The organism is Ruegeria marina (assembly GCF_900101475.1).
Classification (GTDB): Bacteria; Pseudomonadota; Alphaproteobacteria; order Rhodobacterales; family Rhodobacteraceae; genus Ruegeria_B; species Ruegeria_B marina.
Genome location: NZ_FMZV01000002.1, coordinates 19340 through 35403, shown reverse-complemented (window position 1 = coordinate 35403; position 16064 = coordinate 19340). Strand labels below are relative to the sequence as shown.

Annotated in this window: 15 protein-coding genes; 11 read left to right on the top strand and 4 right to left on the bottom strand. The window is 65.3% G+C overall.

Annotated elements, in window-relative coordinates; all coding sequences use genetic code 11:
* Positions 1-16: 16 nt before the first annotated feature.
* The 3 genes from BLT75_RS02515 to mraY are packed head-to-tail and all read left to right on the top strand — an operon-like array spanning position 17 to position 3992.
* Positions 17-1498, top strand: coding sequence for a UDP-N-acetylmuramoyl-L-alanyl-D-glutamate--2,6-diaminopimelate ligase (locus BLT75_RS02515; RefSeq protein WP_093027429.1), 1482 nt, complete (start codon positions 17-19; stop codon positions 1496-1498).
* The gene (locus tag BLT75_RS02510) at positions 1495-2898 is read left to right on the top strand and encodes a UDP-N-acetylmuramoyl-tripeptide--D-alanyl-D-alanine ligase (RefSeq protein ID WP_093027427.1); all 1404 of its coding nucleotides are present in this window, start codon (positions 1495-1497) and stop codon (positions 2896-2898) included. Before BLT75_RS02515 ends, BLT75_RS02510 begins: the two co-directional genes overlap by 4 nt.
* Positions 2899-2909: 11 nt before the next feature.
* Positions 2910-3992 (top strand): phospho-N-acetylmuramoyl-pentapeptide-transferase, encoded by a 1083-nt coding sequence (mraY, locus tag BLT75_RS02505; RefSeq protein WP_093027425.1) that lies wholly within the window; start codon positions 2910-2912, stop codon positions 3990-3992.
* 542 nt (positions 3993-4534) lie between these two features.
* On the opposite strand, the gene BLT75_RS02500 is transcribed toward mraY, so the two are convergent.
* Positions 4535-5005, bottom strand: coding sequence for a nucleoside deaminase (locus BLT75_RS02500; protein WP_093027423.1), 471 nt, complete (start codon positions 5003-5005; stop codon positions 4535-4537).
* Positions 5006-5338: 333 nt separating this feature from the next.
* Between BLT75_RS02500 and murD the strand changes: the two genes are divergently transcribed.
* The 8 genes from murD to BLT75_RS02460 all read left to right on the top strand — a co-directional run bounded on the left by murD (position 5339) and on the right by BLT75_RS02460 (position 13500).
* Positions 5339-6739: a UDP-N-acetylmuramoyl-L-alanine--D-glutamate ligase gene (gene murD / locus BLT75_RS02495; RefSeq protein WP_093027421.1), complete on the top strand. Its 1401-nt coding sequence runs from the start codon at positions 5339-5341 to the stop codon at positions 6737-6739.
* 116 nt (positions 6740-6855) lie between these two features.
* Positions 6856-7644 carry a ribose-5-phosphate isomerase RpiA gene (rpiA, locus tag BLT75_RS02490; protein ID WP_093027419.1) on the top strand — a complete coding sequence of 263 codons (789 nt, stop codon included), beginning with the start codon at positions 6856-6858 and terminating at the stop codon, positions 7642-7644.
* A 128-nt stretch (positions 7645-7772) separates the two neighbouring features.
* Positions 7773-9131, top strand: a complete 1359-nt coding sequence (gene gor, locus BLT75_RS02485; protein ID WP_093027417.1) for a glutathione-disulfide reductase — start codon at positions 7773-7775, stop codon at positions 9129-9131.
* Positions 9132-9205: 74 nt separating this feature from the next.
* Complete coding sequence (gene hflK, locus BLT75_RS02480; RefSeq protein WP_093027415.1) at positions 9206-10357, top strand: FtsH protease activity modulator HflK; 1152 nt, start codon at positions 9206-9208, stop codon at positions 10355-10357.
* Positions 10357-11232: a protease modulator HflC gene (gene hflC / locus BLT75_RS02475; protein WP_093027413.1), complete on the top strand. Its 876-nt coding sequence runs from the start codon at positions 10357-10359 to the stop codon at positions 11230-11232. The genes hflK and hflC overlap by 1 nt, the downstream gene beginning before the upstream one ends.
* Positions 11232-11426 carry a DUF2065 domain-containing protein gene (locus tag BLT75_RS02470; protein WP_093027411.1) on the top strand — a complete coding sequence of 65 codons (195 nt, stop codon included), beginning with the start codon at positions 11232-11234 and terminating at the stop codon, positions 11424-11426. The genes hflC and BLT75_RS02470 overlap by 1 nt, the downstream gene beginning before the upstream one ends.
* 183 nt (positions 11427-11609) lie before the next feature.
* Positions 11610-13058, top strand: coding sequence for a DegQ family serine endoprotease (locus BLT75_RS02465; RefSeq protein WP_425441112.1), 1449 nt, complete (start codon positions 11610-11612; stop codon positions 13056-13058).
* A gap of 70 nt (positions 13059-13128) precedes the next feature.
* Positions 13129-13500 carry a nuclear transport factor 2 family protein gene (locus BLT75_RS02460; RefSeq protein ID WP_093027407.1) on the top strand — a complete coding sequence of 124 codons (372 nt, stop codon included), beginning with the start codon at positions 13129-13131 and terminating at the stop codon, positions 13498-13500.
* Positions 13501-13675: 175 nt separating this feature from the next.
* Here BLT75_RS02460 and BLT75_RS02455 read toward each other — a convergent pair whose 3' ends face one another.
* From BLT75_RS02455 to BLT75_RS02445, 3 genes are all read right to left on the bottom strand, one after another.
* Entirely contained in the window at positions 13676-14344 is a 669-nt protein-coding gene (locus tag BLT75_RS02455; protein ID WP_093027405.1) for a Crp/Fnr family transcriptional regulator, read from the bottom strand.
* A gap of 130 nt (positions 14345-14474) precedes the next feature.
* Positions 14475-15086, bottom strand: coding sequence for an inner membrane-spanning protein YciB (locus tag BLT75_RS02450; protein WP_093028134.1), 612 nt, complete (start codon positions 15084-15086; stop codon positions 14475-14477).
* A gap of 19 nt (positions 15087-15105) precedes the next feature.
* The gene (locus BLT75_RS02445) at positions 15106-16008 is read right to left on the bottom strand and encodes an EamA family transporter (protein WP_093028132.1); all 903 of its coding nucleotides are present in this window, start codon (positions 16006-16008) and stop codon (positions 15106-15108) included.
* Between the last annotated feature and the right edge of the window lie 56 nt (positions 16009-16064).

Below are 16064 nucleotides of genomic sequence, written 5' to 3'. Positions count from 1 at the left end.
CAGGTATGAGGGCGGCATGGGCGAAACGGCAAAGACACTCGGTCAACTGGCCCTCACTGCACGGCGCGGCAAGGATCCGGTGATCGCTGGTCTGGCATTGGACAGCCGTCAGGTCAGGGACGGCTATCTTTTCGCGGCCCTGCCCGGTACCCGGGTACATGGCGGCGAATTCATCCAGTATGCCCTGCGCATGGGTGCGGCCGCGATTCTGACCGATGCCGAAGGCGCAGGCATTGCCGAAAGCGAACTGGCGGCCTCGGATGCCGCCCTGGTCGTGGTCGAGGACCCGCGCCAGGCGCTGGCCTGCGCCGCGGCACTCTGGTTCGGGGGGCAGCCTGACACCATGGTCGCAGTCACCGGAACCAACGGCAAGACGTCGGTCTCTACCTTTGTCAGGCAGATCTGGACCGAGCTGGGCCATACCGCCGTGAACCTTGGCACCACCGGGGTCGAAGGCGCATGGACCGCACCGCTGGCCCATACGACGCCGGACCCGATTACCCTGCATCGCTGTCTGGCGGAGGCTGCGGCCGCAGGCGTCACCCATGCGGCGATGGAGGCGTCCAGCCACGGGCTGGAACAGCGCCGGCTGGACGGTGTGCACCTGAAAGCGGCCGGTTTCACCAATTTCACCCAGGACCACCTGGATTATCACGCCACTTTCGAGGCCTATTTCGCCGCCAAGGCCGCGCTGTTCCGCCGGGTGCTGCCGCCCGACGGTGTCGCGGTGATCAACATGGACGATGCCAAGGGCGCCGAGATGCGCGCCATCGCCGCCGCGCGGGGGCAAGCGATTCTGACCGTGGGTCGCGGGCCCTGCGATTTGAGCCTCATCAACCAGCGGTTCGATGCGACAGGCCAGGAGCTGTTGTTCGCGTGGCGAGGCAAGCCACATCAGGCCCGCCTGAACCTGATCGGAGGCTTCCAGGCGGAAAACATCCTGCTGGCCTCCGGGTTGGTGATCGCAAGCGGCGGCGACCCGGAGCCTGTCTTCGAGACCCTGCCGCATCTGTCCACCGTCCGGGGCCGGATGCAGCTTGCCGCAACCCGCGATAATGGCGCGACGGTCTTTGTCGACTACGCCCATACGCCCGACGCGGTGTCGACCGCGCTGCGGGCGCTGCGTCCGCATGTGATGGGCCGGCTGGTGGCCATTGTCGGTGCCGGCGGGGACCGCGACGCCACCAAACGCCCGCTGATGGGCCAGGCGGCGGCAGCGAATGCGGATATCGTGTTTGTCACCGACGACAATCCGCGCAGCGAGGACCCCGCCGTGATCCGGGCGGCGGTGATGCAGGGCGCGCCAGAGGCCATCGAGGTTGGGGACCGTGCCGAGGCGATCCTGCGTGGCGTGGATGCGCTGGAACCGGGCGATGCGCTGTTGATCTGCGGCAAGGGGCACGAAAGCGGCCAGATCGTCGGTGACAGGGTGCTGCCCTTCGACGATGTGGAACAGGCCAGCATTGCCGTGGCCGCATTGGAAGGACGGGGCGCATGACACTCTGGACCGCAACCGAGGCCGCCAAGGCCACCGGAGGCCGCGCCATCGGCGACTGGCAGGTCGCCGGCGTATCCATCGATACCCGCACTCTCGAACCGGGAGACCTTTTCGTGGCGCTGACCGCGGCGCGCGACGGGCATGACTTCGTGGCTCAGGCGCTGGAAAAGGGCGCGGGCGCCGCGTTGGTCTCGCGCATTCCCAAGGGGGTGCCCGAGAATGCGCCGCTGTTGCTGGTCGATAACGTCCAAACCGGGCTCGAGGCGCTGGGCCGTGCCGGACGCGCGCGCACCGGCGCGCGGGTCGTGGCGGTGACCGGCAGCGTCGGCAAGACCTCGACCAAGGAGATGCTGGCCGCCATGCTGGGCACGCAGGGGCGCACCCATGCCAGCGTTGCCAGCTACAACAACCATTGGGGCGTGCCGCTGACCCTTGCGCGCATGCCGCGCGACACCGAGTATGCGGTGATCGAGATCGGCATGAACCATCCCGGAGAGATCGCCCCGCTGGCCCGGCAGGCCCGGCCGCATGTTGCGATGGTCACCACCGTCGCTGCGGTGCATCTCGAAGCCTTTGACGACGTGGCCGGCATCGCCCGTGAAAAGGCCGCGATCATGCAAGGGCTGGAACCCGGCGGGGTGGCGGTGCTGAACGCCGATATCGCCGAGGCCGATATCCTGCGTCAGGTCGCCGCTGACGTCGGGGCGCGGCAGGTTTCCTTTGGTCGCACCGCGCAGGACTATCGCCTGCTCGCAGCCCGGGTCGAGGGAACCCAGACCCGCGCCGAGGCGGAAACCCCCGAGGGGCGCGTGAGTTTCACTCTTCAAACGGCGGGTCTCCATTTCGCGATGAACGCCTTGGGCGCGCTGGCCTGTTGCGACGCGCTGGACGCCGATCGGTTGCCGGCGCTGGCCGGGCTCGAAGGTTGGGTTCCCTACAAGGGGCGCGGCGCGCGGGAAACCGTCACGCTGTCTGACGGTGTGATTACCCTGCTGGACGACAGCTACAATGCCAACCCCACCTCGACCGGCGCGGCGCTCGATGTGCTGGCGCTGACGTCCGGTCCGCGCCGCATCGCCTTTCTGGGCGACATGAAGGAGTTGGGGCCGGAAGCCGCGGTGTTGCACGCCGGACTGGCGGCCCATCCGGCGATGGCCGACGTCGACCATGTGCATTGCATCGGCCCGCTGATGCGGGAGCTGCACGCGGCGCTGCCCGAGGGCAAGCGGGGTTTTTGGGCGGAAACCAGTGCGGAGATGGCGGTACGGGTTCCCGAGCTGGTCGCCGCCGGCGATATCGTGCTGGTCAAGGGATCGCTCAGCATGGGATTGGCGCGGCTTGTTGACGCGCTGCGGGAAATGGGCCATGGGGCCGGATCGGAAAAATCGGCGAACGATTAGGGACGGGGCGCATGCTATACTGGTTGACGATCTTGTCGGACGGGGGGGATGTCTGGAACCTCTTCCGCTACATCACCTTCCGGGCGGGCGGTGCCTTCATGACGGCGCTCATCTTCGGTTTCCTGTTCGGAAGGCCGCTGATCAACGTACTGCGCCGCAAGCAGGGCAAGGGCCAGCCTATCCGTGACGATGGACCGGCGGGACATTTCTCGAAGGCGGGGACGCCCACGATGGGGGGGTTGCTGATTGTAGGAGCGTTGGTCACCTCGACCCTGCTCTGGGCGCGGTGGGACAATCCGTTTGTCTGGTTGGTGCTCTTCGTGACACTCGCCTATGCCAGCATCGGTTTCGCCGACGACTATGCCAAGGTCTCCAAGCAGAACACCAAGGGCGTGCCGGGCAAACTGCGGCTGGCCCTGGGCATCATCATCGCGGTGATCGCCGCGCTTTGGGCCGGCTATAACCACCCCGAGGCACTGCAAAACCAACTGGCCCTGCCGGTCTTCAAGAACACCTTGATAAACCTCGGCTATTTCTACATTCCCTTCTCGATTTGCGTCATCGTGGGCGCCGCCAACGCGGTCAATTTAACCGACGGTCTGGACGGTCTGGCGATCATGCCGGCGATGATCGCGGCCTCCACTCTGGGCGTCATCGCCTATGCGGTGGGGCGGGTCGATTTCACCGAATATCTCGATGTACATTATGTACCGGGGACCGGAGAGATCTTGATCTTCACCGCCGCGCTCTTTGGCGCCGGGCTGGGGTTCCTGTGGTACAACGCGCCTCCGGCCGCCGTCTTCATGGGCGATACCGGCTCGCTCGCGCTGGGCGGCGCGCTGGGCGCGATCGCGGTGGCCACAAAGCACGAGCTGGTACTGGCCATTGTCGGCGGGCTTTTTGTCGTGGAAGCCCTGAGTGTCATCATCCAGGTCCTCTATTTCAAGCGGACCGGGAAGCGGGTGTTCCTGATGGCCCCGATCCATCACCATTACGAGAAGAAGGGCTGGGCCGAGCCCACCATCGTGATCCGGTTCTGGATCATCTCGCTGATCTTGGCGATGATCGGTCTGGCGACGCTGAAGATCCGCTGAGGCGGGCCTTTTGTCCCGTGAATTGACCGTTTTGTACGGGGTGGGGCTGCTCCTGATTGGGACACCGTTTGTCTCGTTTCTGGCCGTGCAGGTCGCGATGGCGAGGCGGTTGGGTCTCTATCTCGAGGCCAAGCCGCAACAAGATGGTGTTCCGGGATTGATAATGGCGACTTGAGTGGAGCAGACGTCCTGATGGCGCTTATGGGACGCCTAGTGGTCGCTTGATCAATCGGAGTGCCGGCCTTTCCACGACCCCGACCGAGTCCGCGTGGAAACCGTCAGTGAGCGGGTACAGGGTGGCGGGCACGATCCGGGTCCAGACGGCCTTCGGGTGCGTCGGCGGCGCGGCTCCTTTTGGGCCTCAGTCGGTCTGAGCTTCTTAAATTGGCAGTTCCCCGGAGGACCGGAAGGCGGATTGTCTGATGAGATCGCGATTGCGCCGAACTTCCCTCTGGTCGCACGGGTCACGCTGCCGATGCAGCCGGGTACGAAAGGGCGGGGCGTGGTCATGCCAGCCGGAAGGCCGATGCCGGCAGGCTACTCTACTGACGCCAGAAATCGCGATGCGGCGCCACAAGCGCCTCTTCGATTTCCGGGAAGGGGCCGTGTACCTCGATCTTCTTTTGTCCGGATGCGAGCACTGTGCGCGAGGGCATGTTCAGGGTCGGGTTCTCGGCGTGGTCTCCGGTAAGCGCTAGAAGCGTCGTCTCTTCGAAGCCGTAGATCAGCCGTCCGATATTTGCCCAATAGAGAGTACCGGCACACATGGCGCAGGGCTCTGCGGTGGTGACCAGCGAACAGGTCCACAGAAACTCTGGCGCGTAGGCTGACGCGGCACGCCGGGCGAGTTCGGTTTCGGCATGATGGACTGTGTCGATGTTGCCTTGACGCATGAGGATCGTATCGTCGGGCCCGACGAGCACCGCGCCGAAGGGGTGATGGCCATGTTCTGCGGCGCCTTTGGCAACGGCATTGGCGGCGAGGATATGGGCGATCATCTGATCTCGTGTCATGACGAACGACCTTTGCTGGAGAAGGTGAGAGGGGTGACCGGGCCTGTGCCGAACGCAAAAGCGACCAGGTCCGCCATCCTTGCTTTGATATCACGGACCGGTCTGAACCGCATTGAAAAACGTCCGTTCTTCTTGAGATCATGGCCCGACCGCGCTGCGGCCAAGTTCGGACAGGCGGACGGCGGATCGGGTCTTCTCGGCACCGGTCGAGTCAAACAACCGCACGCGCGGACCGGAACAGGTTCCTTTTCCGGATCCCCGATTGACCCTGCTTGCAATCCGCCAAAGCCTCGGTACAGGGTGGCAGTCAGATGGGTTTGAGGGAGAGCGAGCATGATCCCGGTCAGAGGGTTTGCGGGCGCGAATGTGGCGGTTTTGGGCTTGGGCCGGTCGGGGCTGGCCACGGCGCGGGCCTTGCGGGCGGGGGGCGCCGAGGCGCTCTGCTGGGATGACAACGCGGCCGCGCGCGAGGGTGCCGAGGGCGAGGGATTCGTCATCCGCGACCTGCGCAAGCCGGGTGTCTGGGACGATGTCGCCTGCCTGATCGTATCGCCGGGCATTCCGCATCTCTACCCCGAGCCGAACCCGGTGATTGCCGCGGCCCTGGAGGCCGGCATTCCGGTGGACAACGATATCGGGCTGTTCTTCCGCTCCTTTGCGGGCCCTGAGTGGGACGGGTTCGACACGCTGCCGCGGGTGGTGGCGGTGACCGGGTCGAATGGGAAATCGACCACCTCGGCGCTGATCCACCACATCCTGACCGAGGCGGGGCGGCCCGCGCAACTGGCGGGCAATATCGGGCGCGGGGTGCTGGATATCGCGCCGGGCGAAGAGGGCTCGGTCGTGGTGCTGGAGCTTTCCAGTTACCAGACCGATCTGGCCCGCGCGCTGACGCCGGATGTGGCGGTGTTCACCAATCTCTCACCCGATCACCTGGACCGGCATGCCGGTATGGGCGGGTATTTCGCGGCCAAGCGGCGCCTCTTTGCCGAGGGCGGGCCGGACCGGGCGGTGATCGGGGTAGACGAGACCGAGGGGCTGTACCTGGCGGGGCAGCTTTCGGAGGGGCCGGCGGACGACCGGGTGATCCGGGTGTCGGTCAGCCGCAAGCTGACCGGGCCGGGCTGGCAGGTCTTCGCGCGCAAGGGGTTCCTGAGCGAATACCGCAAGGGGCGGCAGGCGGGCTCGATCGACCTGCGCGAGATCCGCGGCCTGCCGGGGGTGCACAACCACCAGAACGCCTGTGCGGCCTATGCGGCCTGCCGGGCGCTGGGGCTGAGCCCGCGGACGATCGAGGCGGGGATGCGCAGCTATCCCGGCCTGCCGCACCGCAGCCAGATCGTGGCCGAGGCGGGCGGCGTCACCTTTGTCAACGACAGCAAGGCCACCAACGTGGACGCGGCGCAAAAGGCGCTGGGCGCGTTCCGGCGGATCCGCTGGATCTGCGGCGGCTTGCAGAAGGAGGGCGGCATCGCGGCGCTGAACGGGGCCTTGGGCGAAGTGCTGAAGGCCTATGTGATCGGGCGCGAGGCGGCGCAGTTCGCGCTTCAGCTGGAGGTGGAGGCCGAGGTCTGCACCACCATGGCGCGCGCCGTCGAGCGGGCGATGGAAGAGGCTGAGGCAGGGGACACGGTGCTGCTGGCCCCGGCGGCGGCGAGCTTTGACCAGTATGACAATTTCGAGCGCCGGGGCGAGGATTTCACCGCAGAGGTGGAAGGGCGCCTGGGCGGCTGACGGAACGGCGTTTCCGCCCCCCCGAGGGCTTGCGCAGGGCGGCACGGGTGCAATTCTCCCTCGCATAGCGGCGTATCCTTGCTATAACGCCCGCATTCGCAACAGGGGATGCCGTCATGACCGGAGAATTGTCGCCCATCGACAAGGCCAAGTTCGTCGCCGCCAAACGCGCGGCCGACATGGTCGAGGACGGAATGCGCGTCGGTCTGGGCACCGGGTCCACCGCGGCCTGGCTGGTGCGCTGCCTGGGCGACATGGTGCGCAAGGAGGGGCTGAAGATGCGCGGCGTGCCGACTTCGACCCGCACGGCGCAGCTTGCCCGCGAGGTGGGGATCGAGATCATCACGCTGGACGAGGCGCGCTGGCTCGACATCACGATCGACGGGGCGGATGAATTTGACGGCGACCTGAACCTGATCAAGGGCGGCGGCGGCGCACTGTTGCAGGAAAAGATCGTGGCGACCGCGTCGGACCAGATGGTGGTGATTGCCGATGTCGGCAAGGAAGTGGGTCGTCTGGGCGCCTTTCCCTTGCCGGTCGAGGTGATCCCATTTGGCTGGCAGACCACCCAGGCGCTGATCGAGGAGACGCTGATCTCGATGGATGTGCTGGGGCGGACGGCGACGTTGCGGATGAACGGCGACACGCCTTTCATTACCGACGAGGGCAACCATATCCTGGACCTGCACCTGCAACGGATCGGCAATCCAAGGCAGGTGGCACTGGTGCTGAACCAGATCCCCGGTGTGGTCGAGAACGGACTTTTCATCGACATTTGCGATACCGTGGTGCTGGGGCATGGCGACGGGCGGGTGGAGATCCGCGACATCAACCAGGGCACGGTGGAACATGACCGGCTGGATTTTGTCGAAAGCGACAACCTGTTCACCGATCTGGCGGATTAGGGGCAGGCAGGCGAGACGCCCGTTGTTTTCGGAGCATCGGGCCTTAAGTGAACGGTTCACCGCGTCGCGACGCGCAAGAGACAAGGCGCCCCGCCTTTCGGGCGGCGGCAGGAAAGCGAGACAGGCACATGAGTTTTGATTACGACCTTTTTGTCATCGGCGGCGGATCGGGCGGCGTGCGCGCGGCGCGTGTGGCGGCGGGTGAGACCGGGGCCAAGGTGGCGCTGGCCGAAGAGGACCGCTATGGCGGCACCTGCGTGATCCGGGGCTGCGTGCCGAAAAAGCTTATGGTCTTTGCCAGCGAATATGCCGGTTTGGTCGAGGATGCGCAGGCCTATGGCTGGGACGTCCAGCCGGGCGCGTTCGACTGGGAGGTGTTCCGCGGCAAGCTGCATGCGGAACTGGACCGGCTGGAAGGGGTCTATCGTGGCATCCTGAAGAACAACGGGGTCGAGACTTTCGACATGCGCGCGCGGCTGGTCGATGCGCATACGGTCGAGCTGTCGGATGGCACCCGCAAGAGCGCAAAACATATCCTGATCGCCACCGGCGGCCGCCCGGTGAAACCCGAGATCAAGGGGGCCGAGCTGGGCATCACGTCGAACGAGATCTTCCATCTGGAGAAACTGCCCGAGCGGATGCTGATCGTGGGCGGCGGTTACATCGCCTGCGAATTTGCGGGCATCATGAACGGCATGGGCGTCGAGGTGACGCAGTATTATCGCGGCGCGCAGATCCTGCGCGGGTTTGACGACGAGGCGCGCGGGCTGGTCAGCGAGGAGATGTGCCGGAACGGCATCAGGCTGCATCTGGGCACCAATGTGCTGGAGATGGAACGCGAGGGCGACCGGATCCGGGTCACGGCCACCAATGGCGACGAGGAGCTGTTCGACCAGGTGATGTTCGCCACCGGCCGGGCGCCCAATGCGGACGAGCTGGGGCTTGAGGGGCTGGGCGTCGAACTGGGCCGCAAGGGGCAGATCGTTGTTGACGAATACAGCCAGACTGCGGTGCCCTCGATCTATGCGATCGGCGACGTGACCGACCGGGTCAACCTGACGCCCGTGGCAATTCGCGAGGGCATGGCTTTTGTCGATACGGTGTTCCGGGGCAAGCCGACGCCGGTCGATCACGCGCTGATCCCGACCGCGATCTTCACCCAACCCGAGATGGGCACCGTGGGGCTGAGCGAGGAGGAGGCCGCCGCGCAGGAGCCGGTCGAGATCTATGCCACCTCGTTCAAGCCGATGCAGTCGGCCTTTGCCGGGCGCAGCCAGCGGGTGCTGATGAAACTGATCGTGTCCAAAGCGTCGCGAAAGGTGCTGGGCTGCCATATCGTGGCGCCCGGTGCGGGCGAAATGATCCAGCTGGTCGGCATCGCGGTAAAAATGGGCGCGACCAAGGAAGATTTTGACAGGACGGTTGCGGTTCATCCCGTAATGGCCGAAGAACTTGTTACCCTGCGGCAACCGGTCCGCAGCGCTTGAATTGACGGGCGAAATGCTCACGTTAGAGGGAATGCCGGCAACGGCAGTTTGAACAACAAGGGGAAAAACGACATATGGCGGGCAACTCAGGTGGCCCCTGGGGGGGCGGCGGCTCTTCCGGTGGCGGCGGCAACAGGGGAAACAATGGTGGCAAGCGGCCGCCCGATGGCGATGGCCCGCAGATCCCCGAGATCGACGAACTGATGAAAAAGGGCCAGGAACAGCTGCGCGTCCTGATGGGCGGGCGCGGCCAGTCCGGCAACCGGGGTGGCGGCAATGGCCGCGGGCCCGGCGGAGGCGGAGGCCCGGCCTTTACCCGTGGTACCGTGGGGCTGGGCCTTGTGGTGGCAGTGGGCCTGTGGGGCATGATGAGCTTCTACACCGTCAAGCCCGAAGAACAGTCGGTCGAACTGTTTCTGGGCGAGTTTGCCGGGATCGGCACCGAGGGCCTGAACTTTGCGCCCTGGCCGCTGGTCACCGCCGAGGTGATCCCGGTCAAGGTCGAACAGACCGAGACCATTGGGTCGGGCGCGCGGGGCAGCGATGCCGGGCTGATGCTGACCGGGGACGAGAACATCGTCGATATCGATTTCCAGGTTGTCTGGAACATCAATGATCCGGCGGAATTCCTGTTCAACCTGCGCGATCCGCGCCAGACCATCCAGGCGGTGTCGGAATCTGCCATGCGCGAGATCATCGCGCAGTCGGAACTGGCGCCGATCCTGAACCGCGACCGTGCGATCATTGCCGAGCGGCTGGAAGAACTGATCCAGTCGACGCTCGATAGCTACAACTCGGGCATCAACATCGTCCGGGTGAACTTTGACGGGGCCGACCCGCCGGAGCCGGTCAAGGACGCCTTCCGCGAGGTGCAGTCGGCCGGGCAGGAACGCGACCGTCTGGAGAAACAGGCGGATGCCTATGCCAACCGGGTTCTGGCCGGCGCGCGCGGTGAAGCGGCGCAGGTGCTGGAAGAGGCCGAAGGCTATCGTGCCCGCGTGGTGAACGAGGCGCAGGGTGAAGCCAGCCGCTTCTCGGCGGTTCTGGAAGAATACCTCAAGGCGCCCGATGTCACCCGCAAGCGCCTGTATCTGGAGCGGATGGAGCAGGTTCTGGGCGATGTCGACAAGGTGATCCTCGACAGTGATGGCACGGGCAGCCAGGGGGTTGTGCCCTATCTGCCGCTGAACGAGCTGCGCAAGTCCGGCGACAAGGAGAACAACTGATGCGCAAATCGACCTTTCTTCTGCCGATCGTGGTCGTCCTGATCGCGCTGGGCCTGTCGTCACTGTTTATCGTGGACGAGCGCGAAAAGGCGCTGGTGCTGCAATTCGGACGTGTCGTCACCGTCAAGGAAGAGCCGGGACTGGCCTTCAAGATCCCGCTGATCCAGGAGGTCGTACGCTATGACGACCGTATCCTCAGCCGCGAGGTGGGGCCGCTGGAAGTCACCCCGCTCGATGACCGCCGACTGGTGGTCGATGCCTTCGCCCGCTACCGGATCACCGATGTGCGGCAGTTCCGCCAGGCAGTCGGTGTCGGCGGTATTGCGACCGCCGAGACGCGCCTCGATTCGATCCTGCGGGCCAAGACCCGCGAGGTTCTGGGTTCGGTCAGCTCGAACGACATCCTCAGTTCCGACCGCGCCGCGCTGATGCTGCGCATCCGCAACGGCGCCATCTTCGAGGCGCGCGATCTGGGGCTCGAGGTGATCGACGTGCGATTGAAGCGTACCGACCTGCCCGAGGCCAACCTGAACGCCACCTTTGCCCGGATGCGGGCCGAGCGGGAACGCGAGGCTGCCGACGAGGTGGCGCGCGGTGAGGAAGCGGCGCAGCGGATCAGGGCCCAGGCCGACCGGACCGTGGTCGAGCTGGTCTCGGAGGCGCGCCGCGAGGCCGAGATCGCCCGAGGCGAGGCAGATGCCGAACGCAATGCGATCTTTGCCGAAGCCTTTGGCAAGGATCCGGAATTCTTCGAGTTCTACCGCTCGCTTTCTGCTTATGAAAAGGCGCTGAAGGGCGGCAACAGCTCGCTGGTGCTGAGCCCGGATTCGGAGTTCTTCAACTACCTCAAGTCGCCTTCCGGTACGGCTGACTGATGGGCATGTTGGTTCTGGCCTTAGGGCTGGTGCTGATCGTCGAGGGGCTGGCCTATGCGCTGGCCCCTTCGCTTGTCGAGCGTCTGCTTGAAATCCTGCGCAGCCTGCCGCTTGCGGCGCGGCGGCAGACCGGCCTGCTGAGCATGGTTCTTGGTCTCATCCTCGTCTGGTGCGCCTACCAGATCGGGTTTTGAGCGATTGATGGCTGCACAAGTTCATTTCTCCACGATCCCGAGTTGCGGGCGGTGTCAAACCGACTACATTGTTTGCCTAGAAACAGATCGGCCCGGAGCTGTGGGCCGATGCGCAGGTTGGTGACAAGGAGGCCCCCAGTGCAGCCAAAGGCACGCAGTATTTCCGTGGCACGCGACAACAGGATGACCAACGCAAGGCTGATGGCGCTTGCATTGCTGACCTTGGTTTTCGTGCTCGTCCAGACGCTCATGGCCGCGGCGCGGCCGGAAAGCCTGGCGCCGCTGGCCGAAAGGATCAGCCCGGCGGTGGTCAACATCACCACGTCGACCCTGATCGAAGGCCGGTCGGGGCCGCAGGGGATCGTACCCGAAGGCTCGCCCTTCGAGGATTTCTTTCGCGACTTCCAGGACCGCAATGGCGGCGACAACCGGCCGCGGCGCAGTTCCGCGCTGGGGTCTGGTTTCGTGATTTCCGAGGACGGCTATATCGTCACCAACAACCACGTGATCGCCGAGGCGGACGAGATCCTGATCGAGTTCTTTCCCGGCGACGGCCAGCCCAGCAAGGATCTTCCGGCCAAGGTGATCGGCACCGACGAAAAGACCGATATCGCCCTGCTGAAGGTCGAGGCGGAAGGCCCGCTGAAATACGTCAAGTTCGGCAATTCCGACACGATGCGCGTGGGCGACTGGGTCATCGCGATGGGCAACCCGCTGGGGCAGGGGTTCTCGGTCAGCGCAGGCATCGTGTCGGCTCGGAACCGGGCGCTGAGCGGCAGCTATGACGACTACATCCAGACCGACGCGGCCATCAACCGGGGCAACTCGGGCGGGCCGCTGTTCAACATGGAAGGCGAGGTGATCGGGGTGAACACCGCGATCCTGTCGCCCAACGGCGGTTCGATCGGCATCGGCTTCTCGATGGCGTCGAACGTGGTGACCAAGGTCGTGGACCAGCTGCGCAAGTATGGCGAAACCCGCCGCGGCTGGCTGGGCGTTCGCATCCAGGATGTGACCGAGGACATGGCCGAGGCGATGGGACTGGCTAAGGCCAGTGGCGCCCTGATCAGCGACGTGCCGGATGGCCCGGCGAAAGAGGCGGGGCTCAAGGCCGGCGACGTGATCGTGAATTTCGATGGTGCCGAGGTGAGCGACACCCGCGATCTGGTGCGCCGCGTGGGTGAGACCGAGGTCGGCAAATCCGTTCGGGTGGTGGTACAGCGCGACGGCAGCACGCAGACGGTTCTGGTCACGCTCGGCCGGCGCGAGGATGCAGAGCGGTCCGAGACCGGCGGTGGCAGCGGCGACGAACAGTCGGAACCCGAAGCCGTGGAAAAGCAATTCCTCGGCCTGACCGTCAGCATGCTGACCGACGAGATGCGGAACGAACTGGGGTTGGCGGATGACGCGGCGGGGCTGGTTGTGACCGATGTCGACGAGACTTCGGAAGCGTTCGAAAAGGGCCTGCGCGGCGGCGATGTGATCACCGAGGCCGGGCAGCAGAAGGTCAGCACGCTGGCCGATTTCGAGGCCCGCATCGACGAGGCCCGCGAAGCCGGGCGCAAGTCGCTGCTGCTGCTGGTGCGCCGGGGTGGCGAGCCGCGTTTCGTGGCGCTGGGCCTCGGCAACTGAGCCATCGGGCAACGAAAGGATGGGGCGGCCGGGAATTTCCCGGCCGTCTTTCCTTGAGGGGGAGGGCAGGATGCAGGCGGCATTGCTGAACGAGTTGCTGGAACATGAAACGCAGGTCTGGCTGGCGCTGGTGTCTGGTGATGGCTCGGCGGACGCGGCATTGCTGTCGCCCGATTTCCTGGGGGTTTATCCCGACGGATTCGCGGGGCGAGACGCGCATGCGGGTCAACTGGCGGGCGGCCCGACTGTCGCCGCTTTCGAACTCGCCGACGCACGGGTGATCGACCTTGCCCCGGATTGTGCGGTGCTCAGCTATTCGGCGCGGTTCCGGCGTGTTGGCCGCGACCGTGAGGAACGGATGTTCGTCAGTTCGATCTGGCGGCGGCGGGCGGCCGGGGGCTGGATCAACCTGTTCAGCCAGGACACGCCGGCGGCCGAATGAGCCCTGCGGAAAAAGAGCCATGTGCGGGCGCACATGGCTCAGGTGAGGTAAGAGACCGGTTCGGGATGGAACATTGGGGATGCTCACCAGCCTCGGGACGGTAACCTCGGACAGAATGGCCCGAAATCGGGTCGCGGCTCTGTGATCCAGTTCACTGCCGAGGCAAAATCGGCGATTATATCTGTTCGGGATCGGCCAGGGCCTGCATCGCCCGGAAGTCGAGGATCGAGACATGGCCGCGTGTCACGTCGACGATCCCCTGCCGTTTCCAGCCGGACAGCGTCTTGGAAACCGCCTCGCGCGTGGCGCCCACATATTCCGCCAGCTCTGCCTGTGACAGGCGTACCGCGCCGGCCCGCGCACCGTGGCGGGGGGCGAGATGCAGGAGTTTGCGGGCCACCCGGGTGGCCACGGGCAGGAACACCTGTTCGTTCAGCTGGTTGCCCATCCAGCGCATTCTTTGTCCGGCCAGCCGGATCATGTCGATGGCCAGTTCTGGATGGCTGCGCAGTTCCCGCATGACGTCGGTGCTGAGCACCCGCAGGAGCAGGGAGGTCTCGACAGCGGTTACCGTGGCGGTGCGGGTGCCCGGATCGAACAGCGCGATCTCTCCGAACACCGACCCCGGCCCCATCAGGTCGAGCGACAGTTTCCGCCCGTCGAGCGACAGAATCGAGATTTCCATCGCGCCGTCGAGAACGGCATAGAGTGCATCCCCGGCGTCCCCCTGGTTGAAAAGCAACGTACCCCGGTCCAGCCGGACCTGGCTGGCCTGGGCATCCAGCATCTGCCGGAGCCGTGGCGAGGCTTCGGCGAGAAAACCGCTATCGGGCAGGGATATCATCCGGAACGACCCTCCTCAGCCTTCAGGTCTAGGCGGGGTCGGGCTCCCGATCAAGTGAAGAGATGCCTGAGGCCGGGTCCGGGGCCGCCGCGAGCGGTCCGGCGACCGGCGGGAGCGTGCCGCCCGGTCCTCAGTCCTCGTCCTGGCCGGGCTCGATCATGTGCTGTTGCAGCAGGCCGAATTGCAGCATGATGAACCCCATCAGCGCGATCGGAAAGCCGAAAGTCTCGATCTTGACCCAGAGGTCGGTCGACAATGTGCGCCAGACCGCCTCGTTGGCCAGGGCAAGCAGGGTAAAGGCGGCGCAGAGCCGCCGGGTGAGGATCATCCAGCCCTCGTTGCGCATGGGCAGCACATCGCCCAGCACATAGGCCAGGTACGAGCGTCCCCGCAGCAGCCCGATCCCGAGCAGGATGGCAAAAGCACCGTAGACCAGCGTGGTCTTCATCTTGAAGAAGCGCTCGTCGTTGAACCAGGCGGTGAGACCGCCGAAGAAGATCACCATGAAGGCTGTGAAGATCTGCATCCGGCTGAGCTTGCCCGTCAGCCCCCAGAGTGCGGCGATCGCCACCAGCAGGATCGGCACGAACAGCAGGGTCGCGACGATAAAGCCGGAATACTCGCTGCCGGCCAGATTGAACGTGTCGTCCCGGAGACGCAGGTAGATCAGGAAGAAGGCCACGGTGGGACCCAGTTCCAGCACCTGCTTGATGATCGGGTTGATATCCTTGTCTGCCGCCATTCCGCTCTTGTCCATCCTATCAGCTTCCAAACTCAACTATCACCGCGCCCGCCGCGATCAACCCCATCAGCGCGATCCGGCGGGGACCGACCGTCTCTTTCAGCACCAGCCAGCCGATGAGCGCGGCAAAAACGGTCGAGGTCTCGCGCAGCACGGCGGCCTCGCCCACCTTGTCCAGCCGGGTGGCCAGCATGATGGCGCCGAAGGAAAAGAACGCCACGAAGCCGCCGGCAAAGCCGCGCACAAGCAGCGGACCGGGCGCCGGGCGGTGAATCAGGCTGCGCCAGCGCAACGTGGCGATGACCGGAAACACCAGCCCGTCGATGAAGAAGAACCAGGCCAGGAAAGTGAACGGGTTGGCGGTGGCACGGATGCCATAGGCGTCATAGGTGGTGTAGAGCGCCACGAAGAGCCCGGTCAGCACCGCCAGCCCCAGCGCCGGCAGCAGCGTCTCGCGTGCGGTTTCGAGAAAGATCATGTTGTAGACCGCCAGCCCGAAGATGCCCGACAGCAGCACCGCGACCCCCAGCCATTGCACGCCGGTGAAGGTTTCGCCGAACAGCAGATAGGCACCGAAGACAGTGAACAGCGGCCCGGTGCCGCGCACCACCGGGTAGACGACCGTATAGGCGCCGCGGCTGTAGGCCATGGCCTGGAACAGCTTGTAGAAGACATGGATGAGCCAGGCGGTCGCGAAGATCGGCCACATGTGCGGTTCGGGCCATGGCACCACGAAAAAGGCAAACGGCGCGGCCATCAGCGCATAGGCGCCGTCGATGGCGCCGCGGCTGAGCCAGGGATCGTGGCGGCCTTTCTGGAGCGCGCCGAACACCGCATGCAGGAAGGCGGCCATGAGGGCGAGACCCAGCGCGAGGTCATGACCTGCGGCAGTGCCTTCGAGAGAGATCAGCCAGTCGCTCACATACGGGTCTTTCACTGCGTGGCGCGGCCGGGGGCTGCCTGCCCCCGGACCCTCGG